Source organism: Alteromonas sp. KS69, assembly GCF_003989595.1.
In the GTDB taxonomy this organism is placed as follows: domain Bacteria; phylum Pseudomonadota; class Gammaproteobacteria; order Enterobacterales; family Alteromonadaceae; genus Alteromonas; species Alteromonas naphthalenivorans.
Window position 1 is genome coordinate 24,360 of the sequence record NZ_PYHU01000049.1, and the last position, 16,908, is coordinate 41,267.

The 16,908-nt window shown below is 44.7% G+C and carries 13 protein-coding genes; 9 read left to right on the forward strand and 4 right to left on the reverse strand.

The features are described 5' to 3' along the window. Positions 1 to 91: 91 nt before the first annotated feature. Complete coding sequence (gene speA / locus C7Y69_RS20400) at positions 92 to 2,002, forward strand: biosynthetic arginine decarboxylase (protein WP_013786515.1); 1,911 nt, start codon at positions 92 to 94, stop codon at positions 2,000 to 2,002. Between the two features lie 83 nt (positions 2,003 to 2,085). Here speA and C7Y69_RS20405 read toward each other — a convergent pair whose 3' ends face one another. Beyond that, the gene (locus tag C7Y69_RS20405; protein ID WP_126873995.1) at positions 2,086 to 3,234 is read right to left on the reverse strand and encodes a serine hydrolase domain-containing protein; all 1,149 of its coding nucleotides are present in this window, start codon (positions 3,232 to 3,234) and stop codon (positions 2,086 to 2,088) included. Between the two features lie 206 nt (positions 3,235 to 3,440). Here C7Y69_RS20405 and C7Y69_RS20410 point away from each other — a divergent pair, with 206 nt between their 5' ends. The 3 genes from C7Y69_RS20410 to C7Y69_RS20420 are packed head-to-tail and all read left to right on the forward strand — an operon-like array spanning position 3,441 to position 6,258. Beyond that, complete coding sequence (locus tag C7Y69_RS20410) at positions 3,441 to 4,853, forward strand: DNA-3-methyladenine glycosylase 2 family protein (protein ID WP_126873996.1); 1,413 nt, start codon at positions 3,441 to 3,443, stop codon at positions 4,851 to 4,853. A gap of 38 nt (positions 4,854 to 4,891) precedes the next feature. Further along, on the forward strand, positions 4,892 to 5,377 hold the full coding sequence (locus tag C7Y69_RS20415; RefSeq protein ID WP_126873997.1) for a methylated-DNA--[protein]-cysteine S-methyltransferase: 486 nt from the start codon (positions 4,892 to 4,894) through the stop codon (positions 5,375 to 5,377). Beyond that, on the forward strand, positions 5,368 to 6,258 hold the full coding sequence (locus C7Y69_RS20420) for a DMT family transporter (RefSeq protein ID WP_013786511.1): 891 nt from the start codon (positions 5,368 to 5,370) through the stop codon (positions 6,256 to 6,258). The genes C7Y69_RS20415 and C7Y69_RS20420 overlap by 10 nt, the downstream gene beginning before the upstream one ends. Before the next feature lie 155 nt (positions 6,259 to 6,413). Here the strand turns inward: C7Y69_RS20420 and C7Y69_RS20425 are convergent, their stop codons facing one another. Then, complete coding sequence (locus C7Y69_RS20425; protein WP_126873998.1) at positions 6,414 to 7,835, reverse strand: diguanylate cyclase domain-containing protein; 1,422 nt, start codon at positions 7,833 to 7,835, stop codon at positions 6,414 to 6,416. A gap of 200 nt (positions 7,836 to 8,035) precedes the next feature. Here C7Y69_RS20425 and glmU point away from each other — a divergent pair, with 200 nt between their 5' ends. From glmU to C7Y69_RS20450, 5 genes are all read left to right on the forward strand, one after another. Further along, positions 8,036 to 9,394, forward strand: a complete 1,359-nt coding sequence (glmU, locus tag C7Y69_RS20430) for a bifunctional UDP-N-acetylglucosamine diphosphorylase/glucosamine-1-phosphate N-acetyltransferase GlmU (RefSeq protein ID WP_126873999.1) — start codon at positions 8,036 to 8,038, stop codon at positions 9,392 to 9,394. A 245-nt stretch (positions 9,395 to 9,639) separates the two neighbouring features. Further along, a complete protein-coding gene (locus tag C7Y69_RS20435) occupies positions 9,640 to 10,419 on the forward strand; it encodes a DeoR/GlpR family DNA-binding transcription regulator (protein ID WP_126874000.1) in 780 nt (259 codons plus the stop codon). 2 nt (positions 10,420 to 10,421) lie between these two features. After that, entirely contained in the window at positions 10,422 to 12,254 is a 1,833-nt protein-coding gene (gene glmS, locus C7Y69_RS20440; RefSeq protein ID WP_126874001.1) for a glutamine--fructose-6-phosphate transaminase (isomerizing), read from the forward strand. A gap of 28 nt (positions 12,255 to 12,282) precedes the next feature. Beyond that, a complete protein-coding gene (locus C7Y69_RS20445; RefSeq protein WP_126874002.1) occupies positions 12,283 to 12,939 on the forward strand; it encodes a hypothetical protein in 657 nt (218 codons plus the stop codon). A gap of 222 nt (positions 12,940 to 13,161) precedes the next feature. Further along, positions 13,162 to 14,049, forward strand: coding sequence for a TolB family protein (locus C7Y69_RS20450; protein ID WP_126874003.1), 888 nt, complete (start codon positions 13,162 to 13,164; stop codon positions 14,047 to 14,049). A gap of 71 nt (positions 14,050 to 14,120) precedes the next feature. Here C7Y69_RS20450 and C7Y69_RS20455 read toward each other — a convergent pair whose 3' ends face one another. After that, complete coding sequence (locus tag C7Y69_RS20455) at positions 14,121 to 14,801, reverse strand: spermidine synthase (protein WP_126874004.1); 681 nt, start codon at positions 14,799 to 14,801, stop codon at positions 14,121 to 14,123. A gap of 183 nt (positions 14,802 to 14,984) precedes the next feature. Next, entirely contained in the window at positions 14,985 to 16,526 is a 1,542-nt protein-coding gene (locus C7Y69_RS20460; protein WP_409513444.1) for a S10 family peptidase, read from the reverse strand. Between the last annotated feature and the right edge of the window lie 382 nt (positions 16,527 to 16,908).

The following is a 16,908-nucleotide window of genomic DNA, read 5'->3' on the forward strand; positions in this document are numbered from 1 at the left end:
GCGCCACACTATACGTTGTCTATAATACCGCCCTATTTCGCATTAATTTCTGAACAGCAGCGTTCAGCATAGTTTTTAAAAGGTGACTACATTGTCAGATTGGAGCATTGAAGAAGCAGAGCGCGTCTATGGCGTGTCTCAATGGGGTGGCGGCTATTTTCAAGTTGGTGAAAATGGTAACGTGCATGTGACTCCAGTTCCTGATGATCCCAGTATTCGCATCGATTTTAAATCGGTTGTTGAAGAGATTCGAAAAGAAGGGGTTCAATTCCCTGTAGTGGTTCGTTTTCACGACATCTTACGTTCTCAGGTCGCTAGTCTGAACAAAGCCTTTCGCAGCTCTATTGAAGAAGCTGAGTATAAAGGACTTTACCAAGGCGTGTATCCGGTAAAAGTAAACCAGATGCGTGAAGTGGTAGAAGAAATTGTAGAGGCGGGCGCACCTTTTAACTATGGTTTAGAGGCTGGCTCCAAAGCCGAGCTGCTTACCGTACTTGCCATGAACACCAACGAAGATTCTTTGACCATCCTAAACGGTTATAAAGACGACGAGTTTATGCGCCTAGCATTATTAGGTAGAAAGCTTGGTCGCAAAATAGTCGTTGTGGTTGAAAAGTACAGTGAACTACTGCTGTTAGTAAAAGTGTCTAAAGAACTGAACATAGACCCTATTATCGGCGTACGCGCTAAAATGACGGTGAAAGGCCGTGGTAAATGGGAAAGCTCTGGTGGCGAACGCGCTAAGTTTGGCCTTACCATTACCGAAATTATTAAAACTGCCCGTTATCTTGAAGAACAAGGTATGTCGCATTGCCTTAAATTATTGCATTTCCACATTGGTAGTCAGCTTACCGATATTCGTGCAGTAAAAGAGGCTATGACCGAAGGCGCGCGTATTTATGCCGATTTGCACAAGATGGGCTTCCCACTAGATTATGTTGATGTAGGTGGCGGATTAGGTATTGATTACGATGGTAGTAACTCTACTAACGAGTCTTCTCGTAACTACAGCATGCAAGAATACGTTGCCGATGTGGTTTACGGCATGAAAGAGATGTGCGACCTAGAAGGCGTACCGCATCCAAATTTAGTGAGTGAAAGTGGCCGAGCTATCACTGCACACCACAGTTGTGTAGTAACAGAGATAGTAGGCGAAATTAAGTCGAATGCGGCACAAATCGACACGTCTGAAAATGAGAACGAACACGTATTTTTGAAAAATATGCGTGAGTTGTCAGACGATTTCGAGAATCAAACCAATATGCACGAAGTGTATAACGATGCGTCGCAATATAAAGAACAAGCACTCGGTGCCTTTAAATTACGCGTATTGTCGTTGGAAGAATTGGCGAAAATTGAAACCCTTTACTGGGATATCATGGCGCGTTTGCAAGTATGGTATCGCAAAGAAGAATACGTACCTGAAGAACTGCAAGAGTTAGATTACAGCTTGTCTTCGCAATACTTGTGTAACTTCTCGGTATTTCAGTCGGCTGCGGATACATGGGCCATCGACCAACTGCTTCCCGTAGTGCCGCTTACGCGCATGAACGAAAAGCCTACGGTGAACTGCTCATTGGTTGATATTACCTGTGACAGTGACGGCAAAATTGATCAGTTTTCGATAGGCCGTGAAATTACTGATGTATTGCCGATGCACCCGCTTAAGAAAGATGAGCCTTATTATATTGGCTTGTTCTTAACTGGCGCATATCAAGATGTAATGGGTGACATGCACAACTTGTTTGGTCGCTTGAACGAAGTTCACATCTTTAGCTACGATGACGATCCAGAAGATTTTTACATTGAAGAAGTGGTGAAAGGCTCTTCAGTTGAAGATGTTCTCAACATTATGCAATACAACCCGCGGGCTATGGCATCTGATGTGAAACGTCTTATCGACAGACAAGTGTCAGGTGGGAAAATTAACCCGAAAGAAGGTGTTCGCTGGACCGATTTTTACGAAAATTGCTTAAGCGGTTATACCTACTTAAAGCCGTAATTTTGGCGGGTTAACGTAAGAACAAACACACGGTGGCGCTTAAAATTCGTATTCGTAATAGAAAACGGGTTTTAAGTGCCAGCCTATTCCTTAGCCTCAGCGTGTTTAAAATAACGCTTCCAAAACTCAGCCGTTGTGGAATTGATCATATTCGATTCGGCATTCATCAGCATCACATATCCGGTTTTATAATCGGGCGCAAACGCCACATCAGCACGATACCCTTTTACCCAGCCTCCATGGTAGTTAATGCGCTTGCCGTCAAAATCATAAACTCGCCAGCCTAGTCCGTAATGGGCGTCTTTTAGCATTTTTCGCCAACCTCTGCGCCTAGTTTCGCGCTGGGTTTTAACCCGTGGTGTGGTAACTTCCTCAATCATGTCAGGTGAGATCACTGTAGGGAATTCGCCCAGCAACGCTTGCAAGTAAATGGTCATATCAGTAATGCTTGCGTTTACACCTGCAGCGGGTGAAAAACGGTAGTAGTTACTTTCAACTGCACCTTCACGCCATCGGTCTCTGGCAATAGCAATATGTGGGCGAGCCCAAGACGCAGAAGCAAGCAATCCGCCTTTTCCTACGCTAGCGGTATCCATGCCCAGTGGCGTAAACAACTGAGTTTGAATTTCCCGAGAATAAGACGAATAGTTGTTGGTAAGGTAATATTCAAGCGCACCAAAAAGTGCATTTTGATAGGTGTAGCATTCGCCGGGCACGCACAAGGGCTCGAGTTTACTCAATGAGGTTAACACCCGCTGCAGAGAATAATCAGCTTCAATTAAGTTGTCGTAGGCATTGGGCATAAAGCCACTCGATTGCCCCACAATATGCTGAAGCTGCAATGTTTCCATACCGTCCACATTGAAAGGAATATCAGGCAATAGGGTGGAAATGGGGGTATCCCAACGTAAGCGTTGTTGCTCAACAAGTTTGGCAGAGAGTAGTGCAGTGAAAGTTTTTGATACCGAAGCTAGGCGAAAGACCGTGTCTTCAGTAATGCGCTTTCCACCTTTATGCGTTCTGCCATAAACATACACTTGTGGCGCCTTGCCTTGCTCGTAATAAACAAAGGTATAGCCGGGCACATTATATTTTGCGGCCTCGCGCTGCACATAGTTGGCATAATCAGAAAGCCAATCGGCGCTTAAAGCGGGAAGTGTCACGAGAAGCGTGAAAAAGAATAGGCTAATTCTAATCAGGCGCGTTACTAAATTGCGCGTGGTTTGCAACATGAATTGGGCTCAGTAAGGGCGCACCCCAAAGGTGGCGGGCACTATTATTCTTACGCCATTATGCGGTTGCTAGTGGCGATTATCAACTCTACTGAAATTTTACTGTCAGTTCCGATTTTGTCGCACCCTTGTAAGGGGAACAGGATACAATTCAATCTTAATAGCGCAGTAACTGTTTAAACCCGCACATTAACCCGAGCCATAGTATGAACACTGACATAAAAGATTCAGCGCATGTAGACAATGAGCATCACGATACTTACGCTAAAGCTAGGGTAAGTAGAGATGCCCGCTTTGATGGCCGTTTCTTTGTGGCGGTGAAAACCACGGGCATTTTCTGTCGGCCAATTTGCCCTGCGAAATTGCCAGATGAAAAGAACGTGGCTTACTATAACCACGCTGCTAAAGCCATGAGCGATGGCTTTCGTCCCTGTTTACGATGCAGGCCCGACAGCGCACCGTCTTCTTTTGCGTGGTTAGGGGTAGGCACAACGGTAACAAGAGCGCTAACGCTATTAAGTGATATACCCGTGCAGTCTATCTCCACCATTTCAAGCCGGTTGGGTATTAGTGAGCGTTACTTAAATAAACTCATGGTGTCGCATACGGGGTTGTCGCCCAAACAATATCAAGATTTACAAAGGGTGCTGTTTGCTAAGCAGCTACTACAGCAATCCACCATGAAGCTTACTGACATCGCGTTTAGCGCCGGATATGCTTCTACAAGGCAGCTTCAGCGAGCAGTGCAAACCTATTGCAAAAAAACGCCTACCGAATTACGAAGCAAACGCCATACTGCTTTGCCTGAAATATCTCTTAGGTTGCACTTCAGGCCACCTTATCACTGGCAGCAAGTACGTGAATTTCTCGCTTTGCGCGCTATTCGTGGCGTAGAAAAGGTGTCTGAAGATACTTACTGCCGTTATATCAGCGTAAAGGGTGAATTGGGGTTTATTAGCGCAACTTTTAACGAGAGCGCAAATGGCTTCGATGTAAAAATGCGTCTGCCAAATTTGGCTTACGTGTATAAAACGGTTGAACAAATCAAGCAGCTGCTCGATTTACATGCAGCCCCAGAGTTAATAGAAAAATCGCTATTAGCAGCGGGCTTGCCTGATAACCTTCTTACTAAAGGGTTGCGGCTTCCTGGTACATGGACTGTATTTGAAAGTGGGTGCAGAGCGATTGTTGGGCAGCAAGTCAGTGTGAAAGCCGCGATTAATCAGGCTGGGCTGCTTGCACAGCATTTAGGGTCGGTAGTCACCGGTGAACCCGTCGAGCAAAACCAACATTATTGTTTTCCTGAACCCGAAGCGGTTGCCAATAGTGAGTTAACTTTTTTGCGCATGCCTAATGCCCGTAAGCTTGCGCTTCGTGATTTTGCGGCGTTGTGTTGTAACGGTAACCAGCCTACTCATGATGAAATATTGTCAATCAAAGGGGTTGGTCAATGGACCTTAGATTACCTTAAGATGCGAGGTGAACGTAACCCTGATGTGTACTTGGCTGGCGACCTTATTGTAAGAAAAATGGCCGAGAAATATCCGGTGTTGCCGCAAAAGGCGGCGCCATGGCAAAGTTACTTAACACTACAGTTGTGGCAGTTAAGTAATAGTTAACGCGTTGTTGGGTATAAATCTATCAGTAGGAAAAAGTCATGACAGTATGCAAAAGCTATCTTGATTCACCACAAGGGCTTATTGAAATAGCGGCGACTAGCAAAGGAATTAGTGCGATTGCCTTTGTAGATAGCGTTAATGGTAACGTTGACGGTGGCACTACCAGTAATGATTTCACTGAAGCGGCCAAAGTGCAGCTAGCAGATTATTTTAATGGAAGCCTCACCCAATTCGACTTACCCTTTGATGCTAAAGGCACTGCGTTTCAGCAAGGGGTATGGAAGGCGCTATGTGATATACCCTATGGTGAAACCGCCAGTTATGCAGATATTGCCAATAAGCTAAATAATCCTAAAGCAGTTCGTGCCGTGGGCATGGCCAACGGGCGCAACCCTATAGCGATAGTGGTACCCTGTCACCGGGTTATTGGAAGCAATAAAACCCTAACGGGGTACGCAGGTGGGCTTGAACGCAAGCAATACTTATTAAAATTAGAAGGAGCGCAAGGCGTATTATGGGCTTAAGAGATATTGCTGCACTGTTATTGTTAGCGTCTATTTGGGGCGGTTCATTTATCTTTATGCGTGTGGCGGCGCCTGAGTTTGGTATTTATGTATTGGTTGCCATTCGTACCGTACTGGCTACCAGTGTGTTACTGCCTATTTTGATGATGACCGGTGGCGTGAGCCAAATTTTCAAGCATTGGTTTCCCATTGCTCTGGTAGGGCTAGCGAATACGGCCGTGCCCTTCGTGTTGTTCAACTACAGTAGTTTGCATTTAGAAGCTGGGGTTAATGCCATTTTAAACGCTACTGCGCCAATGTTTGGCGCGCTGGTAGCGTGGTTATGGCTGGGCGATAAACTTACTCCTACTGCAATAGCAGGCTTAGCGCTCGGGTTTTTAGGGGTAACGGTCATTAGCCAGCAAAAGCTAGGGGAAGGTGATATTAGCTTTGTGCCTATTCTAACCGCTTTACTTGCTACTACCTGCTACGGCATTGCGGCCAGCATGATGAAACGATGGTTGCAAGGCGTGCGGCCTTTAGTGGTGGCGACAGGAAGCCAAGCGATGGCATCTATTATGTTAGCGCCGTTCGCGTTAAGTACATTACCAGCTACGATGCCAAGTGCTAATGCATGGCTAAATGCTGTAGCGCTGGCCATTCTAGGTACCGCTATTGCTTACATTCTGTATTTCAAATTGATTGCCAATGTGGGCCCAGCAAAAGCGATTTCTGTGGCTTACATGGTGCCGCTATTTGGCATTATTTGGGGGGTATTATTTTTGCAAGAACACTTGTCGTTACAAACCATTATTGGTGGGGTAATGATATTAACGGGTGTGGCACTCACCACTGGTGTGATAGGCATAATAAAACGTAGCAGGGCAGCCAAAACGGCATAGGCAATTTGTTTGCCCAGTTAAGAAGAGCGTTAGCATCACCTCAGTATACCAAATACAGCTTAATACAATTAAGTGCAGCTATTACATGTGGTGATGCTAAGCGTTATATATTGAAACTTGTACGTTAAATTTCAAACCAAAATTTAGCAGCTTACCTATTCGATAAGCTGCATACGCACTAAATTGTGACCATCTCTTTTCGCCTGATACAACGCATCTTCTGCATGGGCGGTAACTTCATTCATGCTACGAGTGGTAGCAGTGAACGATACACCCAGAGAGGCGGTTAATTGAAGTTGCGGCGACTCACTTAGCGGCGTTAATGTGGCAATGCCATGACGCAAGTTTTGTGCAGTATCGAAGGCTTCATGCGGGCCTGTTTGAGGCAGTAACACAATAAACTCTTCACTGCTCCAACGACCTAGCACATCTTGCTCACGTAAGTGGTCAGAAAGATACGCCACAACCTTATCTAACACATCATCGCCCGCATTTCGGCCATGGGCATCAATAATGTGCCCAAAGTCGTCTACGCTGATTAAAATCACGCTAATAGAGCGCTGCTCTTTTAACAGCGATTGATAGATAAGCTCTAGGTTGGTGCGGTCGGGCAAACGATTAGCATGGCGCACAATTAAGTCGGGCTGCATGTCTCGTCTGAAATAATAAAGTAAGTTATAAATAAGCAAAAAGAGTGAGAAAACAACCACTAACAATGTTACTACACTGAAAATGAAGGCTTGCGATATTTCGGTCTGCCTATCTTCTAAAGGACTTAGTAAAAATACCGTCCATCCGAACTGGTTTAATTTAACTTCGGCAATCAAAAAGTCTTTTTGATCGATAGTCACTAACTTGTTATTAAGGGCTTGCTCGTCTTGCACCGTAATCGGAAGGCTGGCATACCAAGGTAGCTCTGAAAGGTTGGTGAAATCAGAGTACGAGGCTACAAGAGAAGGATCGGAAGACAGCATGATGTCTCCCTTTTCATCGACAAAAAGAAAGTCGTAGCCGTACTGCTCTTTGTAAGAATCGAAGACATTAATGAAGCTGCGCAAGCTTTTACCTATGCCAAAGAAGCCCAGAAACCGGCCATCGTCATCAAAGACCTTAAGGTCGATATAAAAATGGGTGTCTTCCCATTTACCAATATCTGCCACTGCATCCTGAGGTCCATCACGGTACTTAAAATACCAACTGACTTCGCCTTCAATTAAATCGATGGTGGTACCATCGGAATTATATTGTCGTTTGGCGCTTTCGCTGGCAATAAAGAAGGATAAACCAAACTCTCTTTCAAGACGGTTTAGGGTGTTAAATATCGCGGCCTCGTCAACCTCATCACCTTCCATTAGGGTGACTAATTCAGTGGAATGCCCTAATGCTTCAGACGTATGAAGTGGCTTTAATAACTGCTCGACAATAAGAGACACCGCTGGCGATAGTGATTGTTGCTGCGCTCTGCTTTGTTCCGCTACAATCTTAGAAATACTAAAATGTACTAGGGTAACAATCGCTAAAACCACGACCGCAAACAGCACCAATATACTTCGGTGAAGTGTTCGAAAAGTATTCACTGACTACGCAAGCTCCTTTGCTGCTACTATCCAATTCAGTTGAAAGGTAAAGTATACCCGTTGATTTAATGAACTGCTAGGTTGTTCAACGTAGATCTAGACTTAAGAATAACCCTTAAAAAATCAATCGCTGACATATAATCACGGCTTAGATACACTAAGCGCAAAATTCGTCTTCTAGATTTACGTAAAGGAATAGCATGGCATTTTCAGTGGTAGTTTTAGCCGCGGGTAAAGGCACACGCATGAAGTCTTCGTTACCAAAAGTACTTCACAAAGTGGGCGGAGTGCCCATGGTGCAACGTATTATCAACACCGTTCAAGCCTTAGAGGCTGATAGTATCCATTTAGTTTATGGTCATGGAGGCGACAAGCTAAAGGCTACACTAACGGGCGAAAACTTAAACTGGTGTTTGCAAGAAGAGCAGTTAGGCACTGGTCATGCGGTGCAGCAAGCCGCGCCTCACATTAACGATGATGAAGATGTGCTTGTGCTAGTTGGCGATGCCCCTCTTATACGTCAAGAAACCTTGGCTCAACTAAAAGCCGTAAAAGCCGAGTGTGATCTAGCCCTGCTAACCGTTGAATTAGACGACCCAACAGGTATGGGTCGAATTATTCGTCAAGACGACAACATTACCGCCATTGTTGAGCACAAAGATGCCACCGATGCGCAAAAGCAAATTTGTGAAATCAATACGGGCATGATGATGATGGCCGGAAGCGATTTAAAACGTTGGTTGGGCGCGTTAAGCAATAGCAACGCACAAGGTGAATATTACCTTACTGATGTCATTGAAATGGCAGCTAATGAAGGCAAGCGTATTCAATCAGCACAACCCCAAGAAGTGGTTGAGGTTGAAGGCGTAAATAACCGCATTCAATTAGCACATCTAGAACGCGCATTACAACTTCGCCAAGCGAACGAATTAATGACCAATGGCGTGGCATTGGCCGACCCTCTGCGTTTTGATTTAAGAGGCACGCTAACCACAGGGCAGGACGTGACCATTGATATTAATGCGGTGGTAGAGGGTAACGTTATTTTAGGTAATAACGTGACGATCGGGCCAAACTGCGTTTTGAAAAATTGTGAAATTGCAGACAACGCAGTCATTGAGGCAAATTCTATTATCGAAGAAGCCATCGTAGGTGAAAGCTGCACGGTAGGGCCATTTGGCCGCTTGCGCCCTGGCGCTGTTATGCATGCAAAATCTAAAGTGGGTAACTTCGTGGAAATGAAGAAAACCGTGCTAGGTGAAGGTGCGAAGGTTAATCACCTTACTTACCTAGGTGATGCGGAAGTGGGCGCTAATGCCAATATTGGTGCTGGCACTATTACTTGTAACTATGACGGCGTGAATAAATCTAAAACCGTTATAGGTCAGAATGCCTTCGTGGGCTCTAATTCTTCGTTAGTGGCTCCCGTAACGATTGGTGACAATGCCACGGTAGGTGCTGGCTCAGTCATTACCACCGAAGTAGAGAGTGCGGCATTAGCAGTAGCACGAGGCAAGCAGCGTAATATCGCGAACTGGCCCCGCCCGACTAAAAAATAGCGAGTATGCAATAGCTTTAGGGCTTTTTACCACTTAATGGAAGGACAACTAAGGTTGTCCTTTTTTGTGCCCACTTGTTTCTACCCTCGTTCGCCTCTTTATAAAAGTTGTGCAAAAAACTTGCGAAATAAAGTCGAATAGCTTACATTTCTTTCACTTTGTAAATCATAACTTTCGTTTTGAAAGTTATGATTTAGGGATGCTGTAGAAAAAGCACTGTGCTTTTCGTCATATCGGGGTTGAGTTTGAAAACGAGTCGTTCTGTAGATCAGCGCCGCGCTGGCATTATTAAATGGGTAAATACTCACGGCTACGCGCAAGTTGAATTCCTCGCGGCCCAGTTCAGCACATCTGAAGTGACCATCCGAAAAGATTTAGCCGCCTTGGCAGACCAAAAAAAGCTTATTCGCCAATTTGGCGGTGCCGCGCCATTGCCTGCTTCTCAAGGCGAAACCAATGTAGTGAATTTACCTTCATCGATAAAACAGAATATAGGTAAGCTTGCTGCTAGTCGCATTCAACAAGGCTCAAAAATAGTATTAGATTGCGGCAGTACTATCGCAGCGCTTTTACCTTGCCTTCGTGACATACCCAATCTGGTAGTGATGACCAATGCCTTAGATGCAGCGAGTCAGCTGACCAAAAGCAATAACGAACCCACTATATTAATGACAGGTGGTACCTGGGACTCGGCATCTCGTTCATTCCAAGGTGCAATGGCCGAACAATTAGTCTCGGCATATAGTTTTGATATGGCGTTTATTGGCGCGGCGGGTATTGATGTAAGTCGCGGAACGACTACCTTTAATGAATTAACAGGGCTTACTCGCGCCATGGCACGTGCTGCCCATGAGGTTGTTGTAATGGCAACGTCAAATAAGCTTTCGAACAAAATGCCCAATTTAGAATTGGGCTGGGAAAATATTTCTACGCTGGTGACTGATAATGGCATTAGCGACAAAGATATAAATCTAATTGAACAACAAGGCGTAACGGTGCTGGTCGCTGCGCAAAACGGAGAGTAATTATGTGTGGAATTGTCGGTGCTGTTGGCGAGCGTAACGTTGTTGAAATTCTATTAGAAGGCTTAAAGCGACTTGAATATCGTGGTTACGACTCTTCAGGCGTGGCCTTGTTGCAGCAAGACGGCACACTAAATCGCATAAGAAGTACCGGCAAGGTACAAGAGCTCGTCGATATTATTGCTAACGATGAAGCGTTAGGGACTACCGGTATTGCACATACTCGCTGGGCTACCCATGGCGGTGTTACTGTAGCCAATGCCCACCCTCATTTCTCTAGCGACCGCGTTGCAGTAGTGCACAACGGTATTATTGAAAACTACCAAACGCTACGCGAACAGCTTTCAGCAAAAGGCTATGTGTTTAGCAGCGACACTGATACCGAAACTATTGCACATACCGTTCACGAAGCGCTAGATGTTGGCAAAGACCTATTGGCAGCAGTACAGAGTTCAGTAAAAACCTTCCATGGCGCGTACGGCACTGTAGTTATCGATAAAGAAGATGCAGGCCGTATGGTCGTAGCGCGCTCTGGTAGCCCGCTAGTAATTGGTTTAGGGCTAGGCGAAAACTTTGTTGCGTCTGATCAAATGGCACTGTTACCCGTTACACGCCGTTTTATCTTTTTAGAAGAGGGCGATGTTGCCGATATTACTCGCCGCACCATTGCTATTTATGACAAAGACGGTAATGCCGTTGAACGTGAAATTATAGAGTCGAACGTTGAACACGACGCCGGCGACAAAGGCGCCTATCGCCACTATATGCTCAAAGAAATTCACGAGCAGCCAGTAGTGGTGCGTAACACACTAAAAGACAGACTAACCGAAAATGGATTAGCGGCAGATGTGTTTGGAAACGGTGCCGATGATATTTTTAGTAAAATTAAACATGTGCAAATTGTAGCCTGTGGTACCAGCTATCATTCCGGTATGACCGCCCGCTACTGGTTAGAACAATACGCCAATGTGTCGTGTAATATCGAAATTGCCTCTGAGTTTCGTTACCGCAAATCGGTAGTACACCCAAATAGCCTGCTTATTACTATTTCACAGTCGGGCGAAACAGCCGATACTTTAGCGGCACTACGTTTAGCCAAAGAAATTGGGTATAGCGCAAGTTTAGCTATTTGTAACGTACCAGGCTCATCGCTAGTGCGCGAATCAGATTTAGCCTTTATGACCCGTGCAGGCGCCGAAATTGGTGTGGCATCAACCAAAGCCTTCACTACCCAGTTAACTGCATTCTTAATGCTAACCCTAGCGTTAGGTGAGAAAAACGGTATGGCTGAAAGTGACAAGCAAGATATTATTAGTGCACTTCAAAGCTTGCCAGCTAAATTAGAAGAAACCCTTACCATTACCCAAGGTATTGAAGATTTAGCCGAAGAATTTGCCGATAAACAACACAGCTTATTCTTAGGCCGTGGCGATCAATACCCTATTGCCATGGAAGGCGCGCTTAAGCTAAAAGAGATTTCGTATATTCACGCAGAAGCCTATGCTTCAGGTGAATTAAAGCATGGGCCATTGGCACTTATCGATGATGAAATGCCGGTTATTGTGGTTGCGCCTAATAACGAATTGCTAGAAAAGCTTAAATCGAATGTGGAAGAAGTACGCGCTCGTGGTGGCATCATGTATGTGTTCGCTGATAAAGACGCCGCGTTCAAAGGTGATGACACCATGCGTGTAATCAACGTGCCACACTGTGAAGCGCCTATTGCCCCTATCATCTATACCTTGCCGCTACAATTATTGTCGTACTACGTAGCCTTAATTAAAGGTACTGATGTTGACCAACCTCGTAACTTGGCGAAGTCGGTTACTGTGGAGTAGTTCTCTATAAGCGGCTGAGGAGTCTCTTTTGTTGTACCATATTTTAGGTACCGTGAGCGCAGTCGCTTTTTTGCTGACGTGGTACGGGTTAGCAAAGCAAATCGCTAATATAGAGGCGCTTCGCAAAAGTCATCAGAGAGCTACCCAAAGCTTGTCGGTAAACCAGTTTGCCTCAAGCTTTTTTGCGTTTTATGCCAATTTTATTTTCGGTATTGCGATAGAGCCGCTTAGTCATTATCTCGTGTGGACTCGCTTTGGTGCGCTTCTTCTGATATTGGCAATCCTTTATCAGGTTTGGCGAGACAGGCGGTCAATCTCAACTGGTTTTATAGTCAGTTTGTGTGCCGTTGCTTTGGTGATAGGGCTCTGTTCTATAGGCTTTCGTCCTTACCCCAATCTGGCCAAACTCGGGGCTAACAGCTTAATGTTGGTAGTAACAGTGCTACTTGTGCAGGGCACACTACACCAAATAATGGTGTTAAGACGCAGTCGGGTTATCGGCGCGCTGTCGCCAACCTTATTTCGCAGTATTCTAATTAAAGATGTCACTACACTCGCGTTCGCATTTACGATGCCTATTGCCATCGCTTGGCCCCTTATTCTTCTTAATGGGGCCAGCGTACTCACTCGCGGTAGCTTGCTCATTCAAATGAAAAGAATAAAAAATGTTCGAAGCACCGTTTAACGTGTGCAGCTGTCCACTTCCACTAAACTTCTAAACTAACAAGAACGCTGCCAGCTTAAAGTAGGAAGCTAAAACGGTCAGAATAAGAGCAAGTTCTGGTATATAGCACTAAACTAGACAATGACGATTACGCACCGTTAGGATGAGTTGTATAAGTTCGTGTTACCTCTAGATCTAGATATCTCTAACTATCAATAATGGATTTTTCTTGAAGGAGCCCAAATGAAAAAAGCTATCATGCTATTCACTTTGTTGTTTAGTGCTGTAGTTACAACGGCTGAGGCCCAATCAGTTCCTAGGACCGATATTTTTGTCGCGGATCTGTCAGTTCAAAATGGGCAGCTCAAGTTAGGGGAGCTCAAAAATATCACCAGCCGTAAGGGATATGATAATCAACCTTATTTTGTGGATGATAATCAAAGCTTGCTATATACCTCTGAAATAGGCGAGCAAACCGATATTTTAAGGTACAACCTTAAAACCCAAGAAATTGAAAATTTAAGTAACAGCCCTGAAAACGAATATTCTCCCACTCCGATGGAAAATGGTACGGAGTATTCTGTGATATACGCTGTTGATGGTAAACAAGAATTGTGGGCGTATCAGTTGAACGGCGAACAAAGGCGGCCTTTATACTCTGGTGAAGCATTGATTGGCTATCACGCTTGGGTTGACGATAAACAGGTGCTGGTAACTGTTCTAAAAGGTAAGGGTATGAATTTACAAACCTTCGAGTCGGAAAAAGAGCAATTAACCGAGGTTTACCCACTTACTGGCCCGAGCTTGTATAGAATACCGGGAAGTCAAAATATGAGCTTCAATACGCTTATAGATGATAAGCACTGGTTGATGCAATTGGATACCCAGACTGGAAAGGTGCAAAAGCTAGTGGAACTGCCTAGAGAAGCACTTTATTACACCTGGACAAGCGATGGCAAAGTCATTGTCGCGAGTGAATTGCAACTCTGGTTCTGGAATAGCCAAGCAAAAAAATCTACGCTTAGCGCTTTTGCGAAAATTGGGGCTTCCTGCCCTAGCGGAGCCAGCCGTTTAGCAGTAAATACGCAGCAAACAAAGTTGGCTTTGGTCTGTGATGGTGAGAGCTTTTGAGCCGTTAGAAATAATTGGGTCGCAGTTATTTAAACCTAAAATCGCTCTAACCTTTTTAACCCCAATCTTTATTAACCGGGTTTTCTAGCCAAGAAAATGGTGTGCTTACTTCCTTTACCCTTGCGTGCTCTGGCAATACGAGTGCTCACTACGTAGCCGGCATTTTTTAAGCGTACTGAAAACAAGTAATCGGGCCCAGCAGACCATATGGCTAGCATGCCATTGGGTTTTAGCACTTCATAAATATCTTCTAAACCATCGATTGAATAAATCCAATTATTGTCAGAATGGGTTAACCCTTCAGGGCCATTGTCTACATCAAGTAATATGGCGTCGTAGGTGGGTGTTTTAGTATTTAAAAGGTGTTTTACATCACCTACTTTAACATTCGTTCTAGGGTCTTGAAGTGGGTTTTTAGCGCAGTTACCCAGTGGGCCTTTGTTCCATTCAACCACCTCAGGAATTAATTCGGCTACGGTGACTTGCGAACTAGGTGTCACTGCTTTTAGCGCCGCTGCAAGGGTGTATCCCATCCCTAAACCGCCTACCAAAACGTGTGCGTTAGGTGTGGATTTAAGGTGTTCGCAGCCCATTTGTGACAGTTCTTTTTCTGAGTTGTATACACGGCTATTCATCAACTCGCCACGAATACCGGATAGACGAATACTGAACTCTTCATCTCGCTGAGAAAACGTTAATTCACCACCGTTATTTGGAATTTGAGCTGTACCTAATTTAACCCATGGAACCATGTGAAGGCTTTTCCTTTTGACCGCAATTTTTTGCTTGAACTGAATCTAGGCGCGCAGAATAGCACATTTGCCGAGCATTGATGGAGTTAGCGCCTTTAAAGGCGCAAAGTGAAAATTGAGTAAATAGGGTCAGTGTTAATTAACCTTGAAAGTACACTGACCCCATATTTATTCTATCGCCTTTTATCGGCGATACATCGCGGGTTCACCCTTTTTAGGGGTGCTGTTTTTGATAAACTCACGTAAGTCTTGATTAGACTGTTTTAAATCGTCTCGTCGCAAGTACATCATATGCCCGCTTCTATAGCCTTTAAAGCTTAAACGGTCTTGCATAATGCCGCTTTGATCAAGCTGCCACATAGTATATTTGGCATCAAAATAGTTGGTGGCGCCGTCGTAGTAACCTGCTTGAATCATCACATTCAAGTATGGGTTTTGTGCCATGGCAAGTCGCAGGTTTTCGCCAGATTTATTGCCACTTCTGTCCCACGGGTGAACATCGCCAAACATATTGTATTTGGTGTCAGTTTTGTAATTTAACTCTTCTCGCAAGTAGTAATTAATGGCGGGAGTAAACGAATGTAGCCAAGAAGTCAGCTCTGCCCAGTAATCTGGCCTGTCGCCGGTTTGCTTGGCATCTATACCTAAATAGCGGCTATCTAAACGGCCGAGTGTTTTACCTTCATCACGCAGTAACGACTTCCAAAAATAGGCGGTGCTGACATCAAGGTTGTTTTGTGAAATGGCGTCTTGTGATAAGCCTGAATAACGTGCCATTTTCGCAAGCACGTTTCGTTTTTCCTCAGCACCGATAAAGCCACCTTTCGCCAGCGCTGGAATAAGCGTGTTGATGGTGAAATCTTCTACTTCAGGAAGCAGTTCGGTTAAGTCTTTATTTTGAAGTTCAGGATCTAACTTTTTGTGATACCAAGCAGTAGCGGCAAAATACGGTAGGCGATTCGCGGCTTTTACTGGGCCATTGCGTTCAATACCAATATCGGTAGGCGAAACCAATATCACACCATTTAAATACATCCACTGGCGGTTTTGTAATTCAAGGGCTAAACCCGATACCCGAGTAGTACCATAGCTCTCACCAATGAGGTATTTAGGCGAACGCCAGCGATTATGGCGAGTAACAAAGGTATTTACCCAATCTGCAAGGTAGCTGATATCAGCGTTGACGCCAAAAAACATGCTCTTCTGTGCATCCTTTGACGGTATTTCACCTGCTTCATTCTTAAGTACGCGGCTGTAACCAGTATTAACGGGGTTAACAAATACGATGTCGGCCACATCTAATATTGAATACGGGTTGGTTTGCACACCGTAAGGCTGTACTGGGTAGCCTTCATCATCAATATTTAAAATTCGAGGGCCAGTATACGCCACGTGCATCCATACTGATGCTGAACCCGGACCACCGTTAAAAGAGATGACAAGCGGGCGAGACCCATTGTCTTTTATATCGGTGCGCTGATAGTAGGTGTAAAACAAGGTCGCGACCGCGTCATCCTTGCTATTCCACACCGGTTGCGTGCCTGTTGTAGCGCTGTATTTCACGCGCTTACCTAATATTTTAGTGTCATGCTCGGTTACTACACTACTATCGATATCGATAGTGCGTTTATGTGTTCCTTCTGCTGCATTAGCGGTAATAGCGAACAATGCCACTAAAACTAACCACATAGCTTTGTTTTTTATTATTGAATTTATTGAGTTCATCGCGTTTTCTTTTCGTTGTTATTCATTTAATAAATGCCACGTACCTCACTATACCTTGCCGCAGAGGTATAGTGATATTTGCACGACAAAATAGCCAATATTTCCGACTTATACCTATGTGCCTTCCAGCTGAATAGAAAGTGATGGCATAAGCGAGTGTAGCTAGGAAATGCGCGAAATCCTAAATGCTCGTGCTACGAAATTCAGCAGTACACTGAGCGATAAGCTAATTTGCATACCTCATTAATGTGATGTTATAACATACGTGATGCGAGTTGATAAATAGTAAGGCTCTATTAAATGCGCCTCCTGAGATAAACGATGATGTAGATCGTGCGCAATACGAGGAGGATTCGCGTATCGGTTTGTGAAGACGTTAAAT

What these genes read in the sequence shown, in the direction of transcription:
- C7Y69_RS20450 (WP_126874003.1), top strand. Translation starts at nt 13,162, where the DNA reads ATGAAAAAAGCTATCATGCTATTCACTTTGTTGTTTAGTGCTGTAGTT.
- C7Y69_RS20420 (WP_013786511.1), top strand. Translation starts at nt 5,368, where the DNA reads ATGGGCTTAAGAGATATTGCTGCACTGTTATTGTTAGCGTCTATTTGG.
- C7Y69_RS20455 (WP_126874004.1), bottom strand. Translation starts at nt 14,801, where the DNA reads ATGGTTCCATGGGTTAAATTAGGTACAGCTCAAATTCCAAATAACGGT.
- C7Y69_RS20460 (WP_409513444.1), bottom strand. Translation starts at nt 16,526, where the DNA reads ATGAACTCAATAAATTCAATAATAAAAAACAAAGCTATGTGGTTAGTT.
- C7Y69_RS20415 (WP_126873997.1), top strand. Translation starts at nt 4,892, where the DNA reads ATGACAGTATGCAAAAGCTATCTTGATTCACCACAAGGGCTTATTGAA.
- glmU (WP_126873999.1), top strand. Translation starts at nt 8,036, where the DNA reads ATGGCATTTTCAGTGGTAGTTTTAGCCGCGGGTAAAGGCACACGCATG.
- glmS (WP_126874001.1), top strand. Translation starts at nt 10,422, where the DNA reads ATGTGTGGAATTGTCGGTGCTGTTGGCGAGCGTAACGTTGTTGAAATT.
- C7Y69_RS20410 (WP_126873996.1), top strand. Translation starts at nt 3,441, where the DNA reads ATGAACACTGACATAAAAGATTCAGCGCATGTAGACAATGAGCATCAC.
- C7Y69_RS20405 (WP_126873995.1), bottom strand. Translation starts at nt 3,234, where the DNA reads ATGTTGCAAACCACGCGCAATTTAGTAACGCGCCTGATTAGAATTAGC.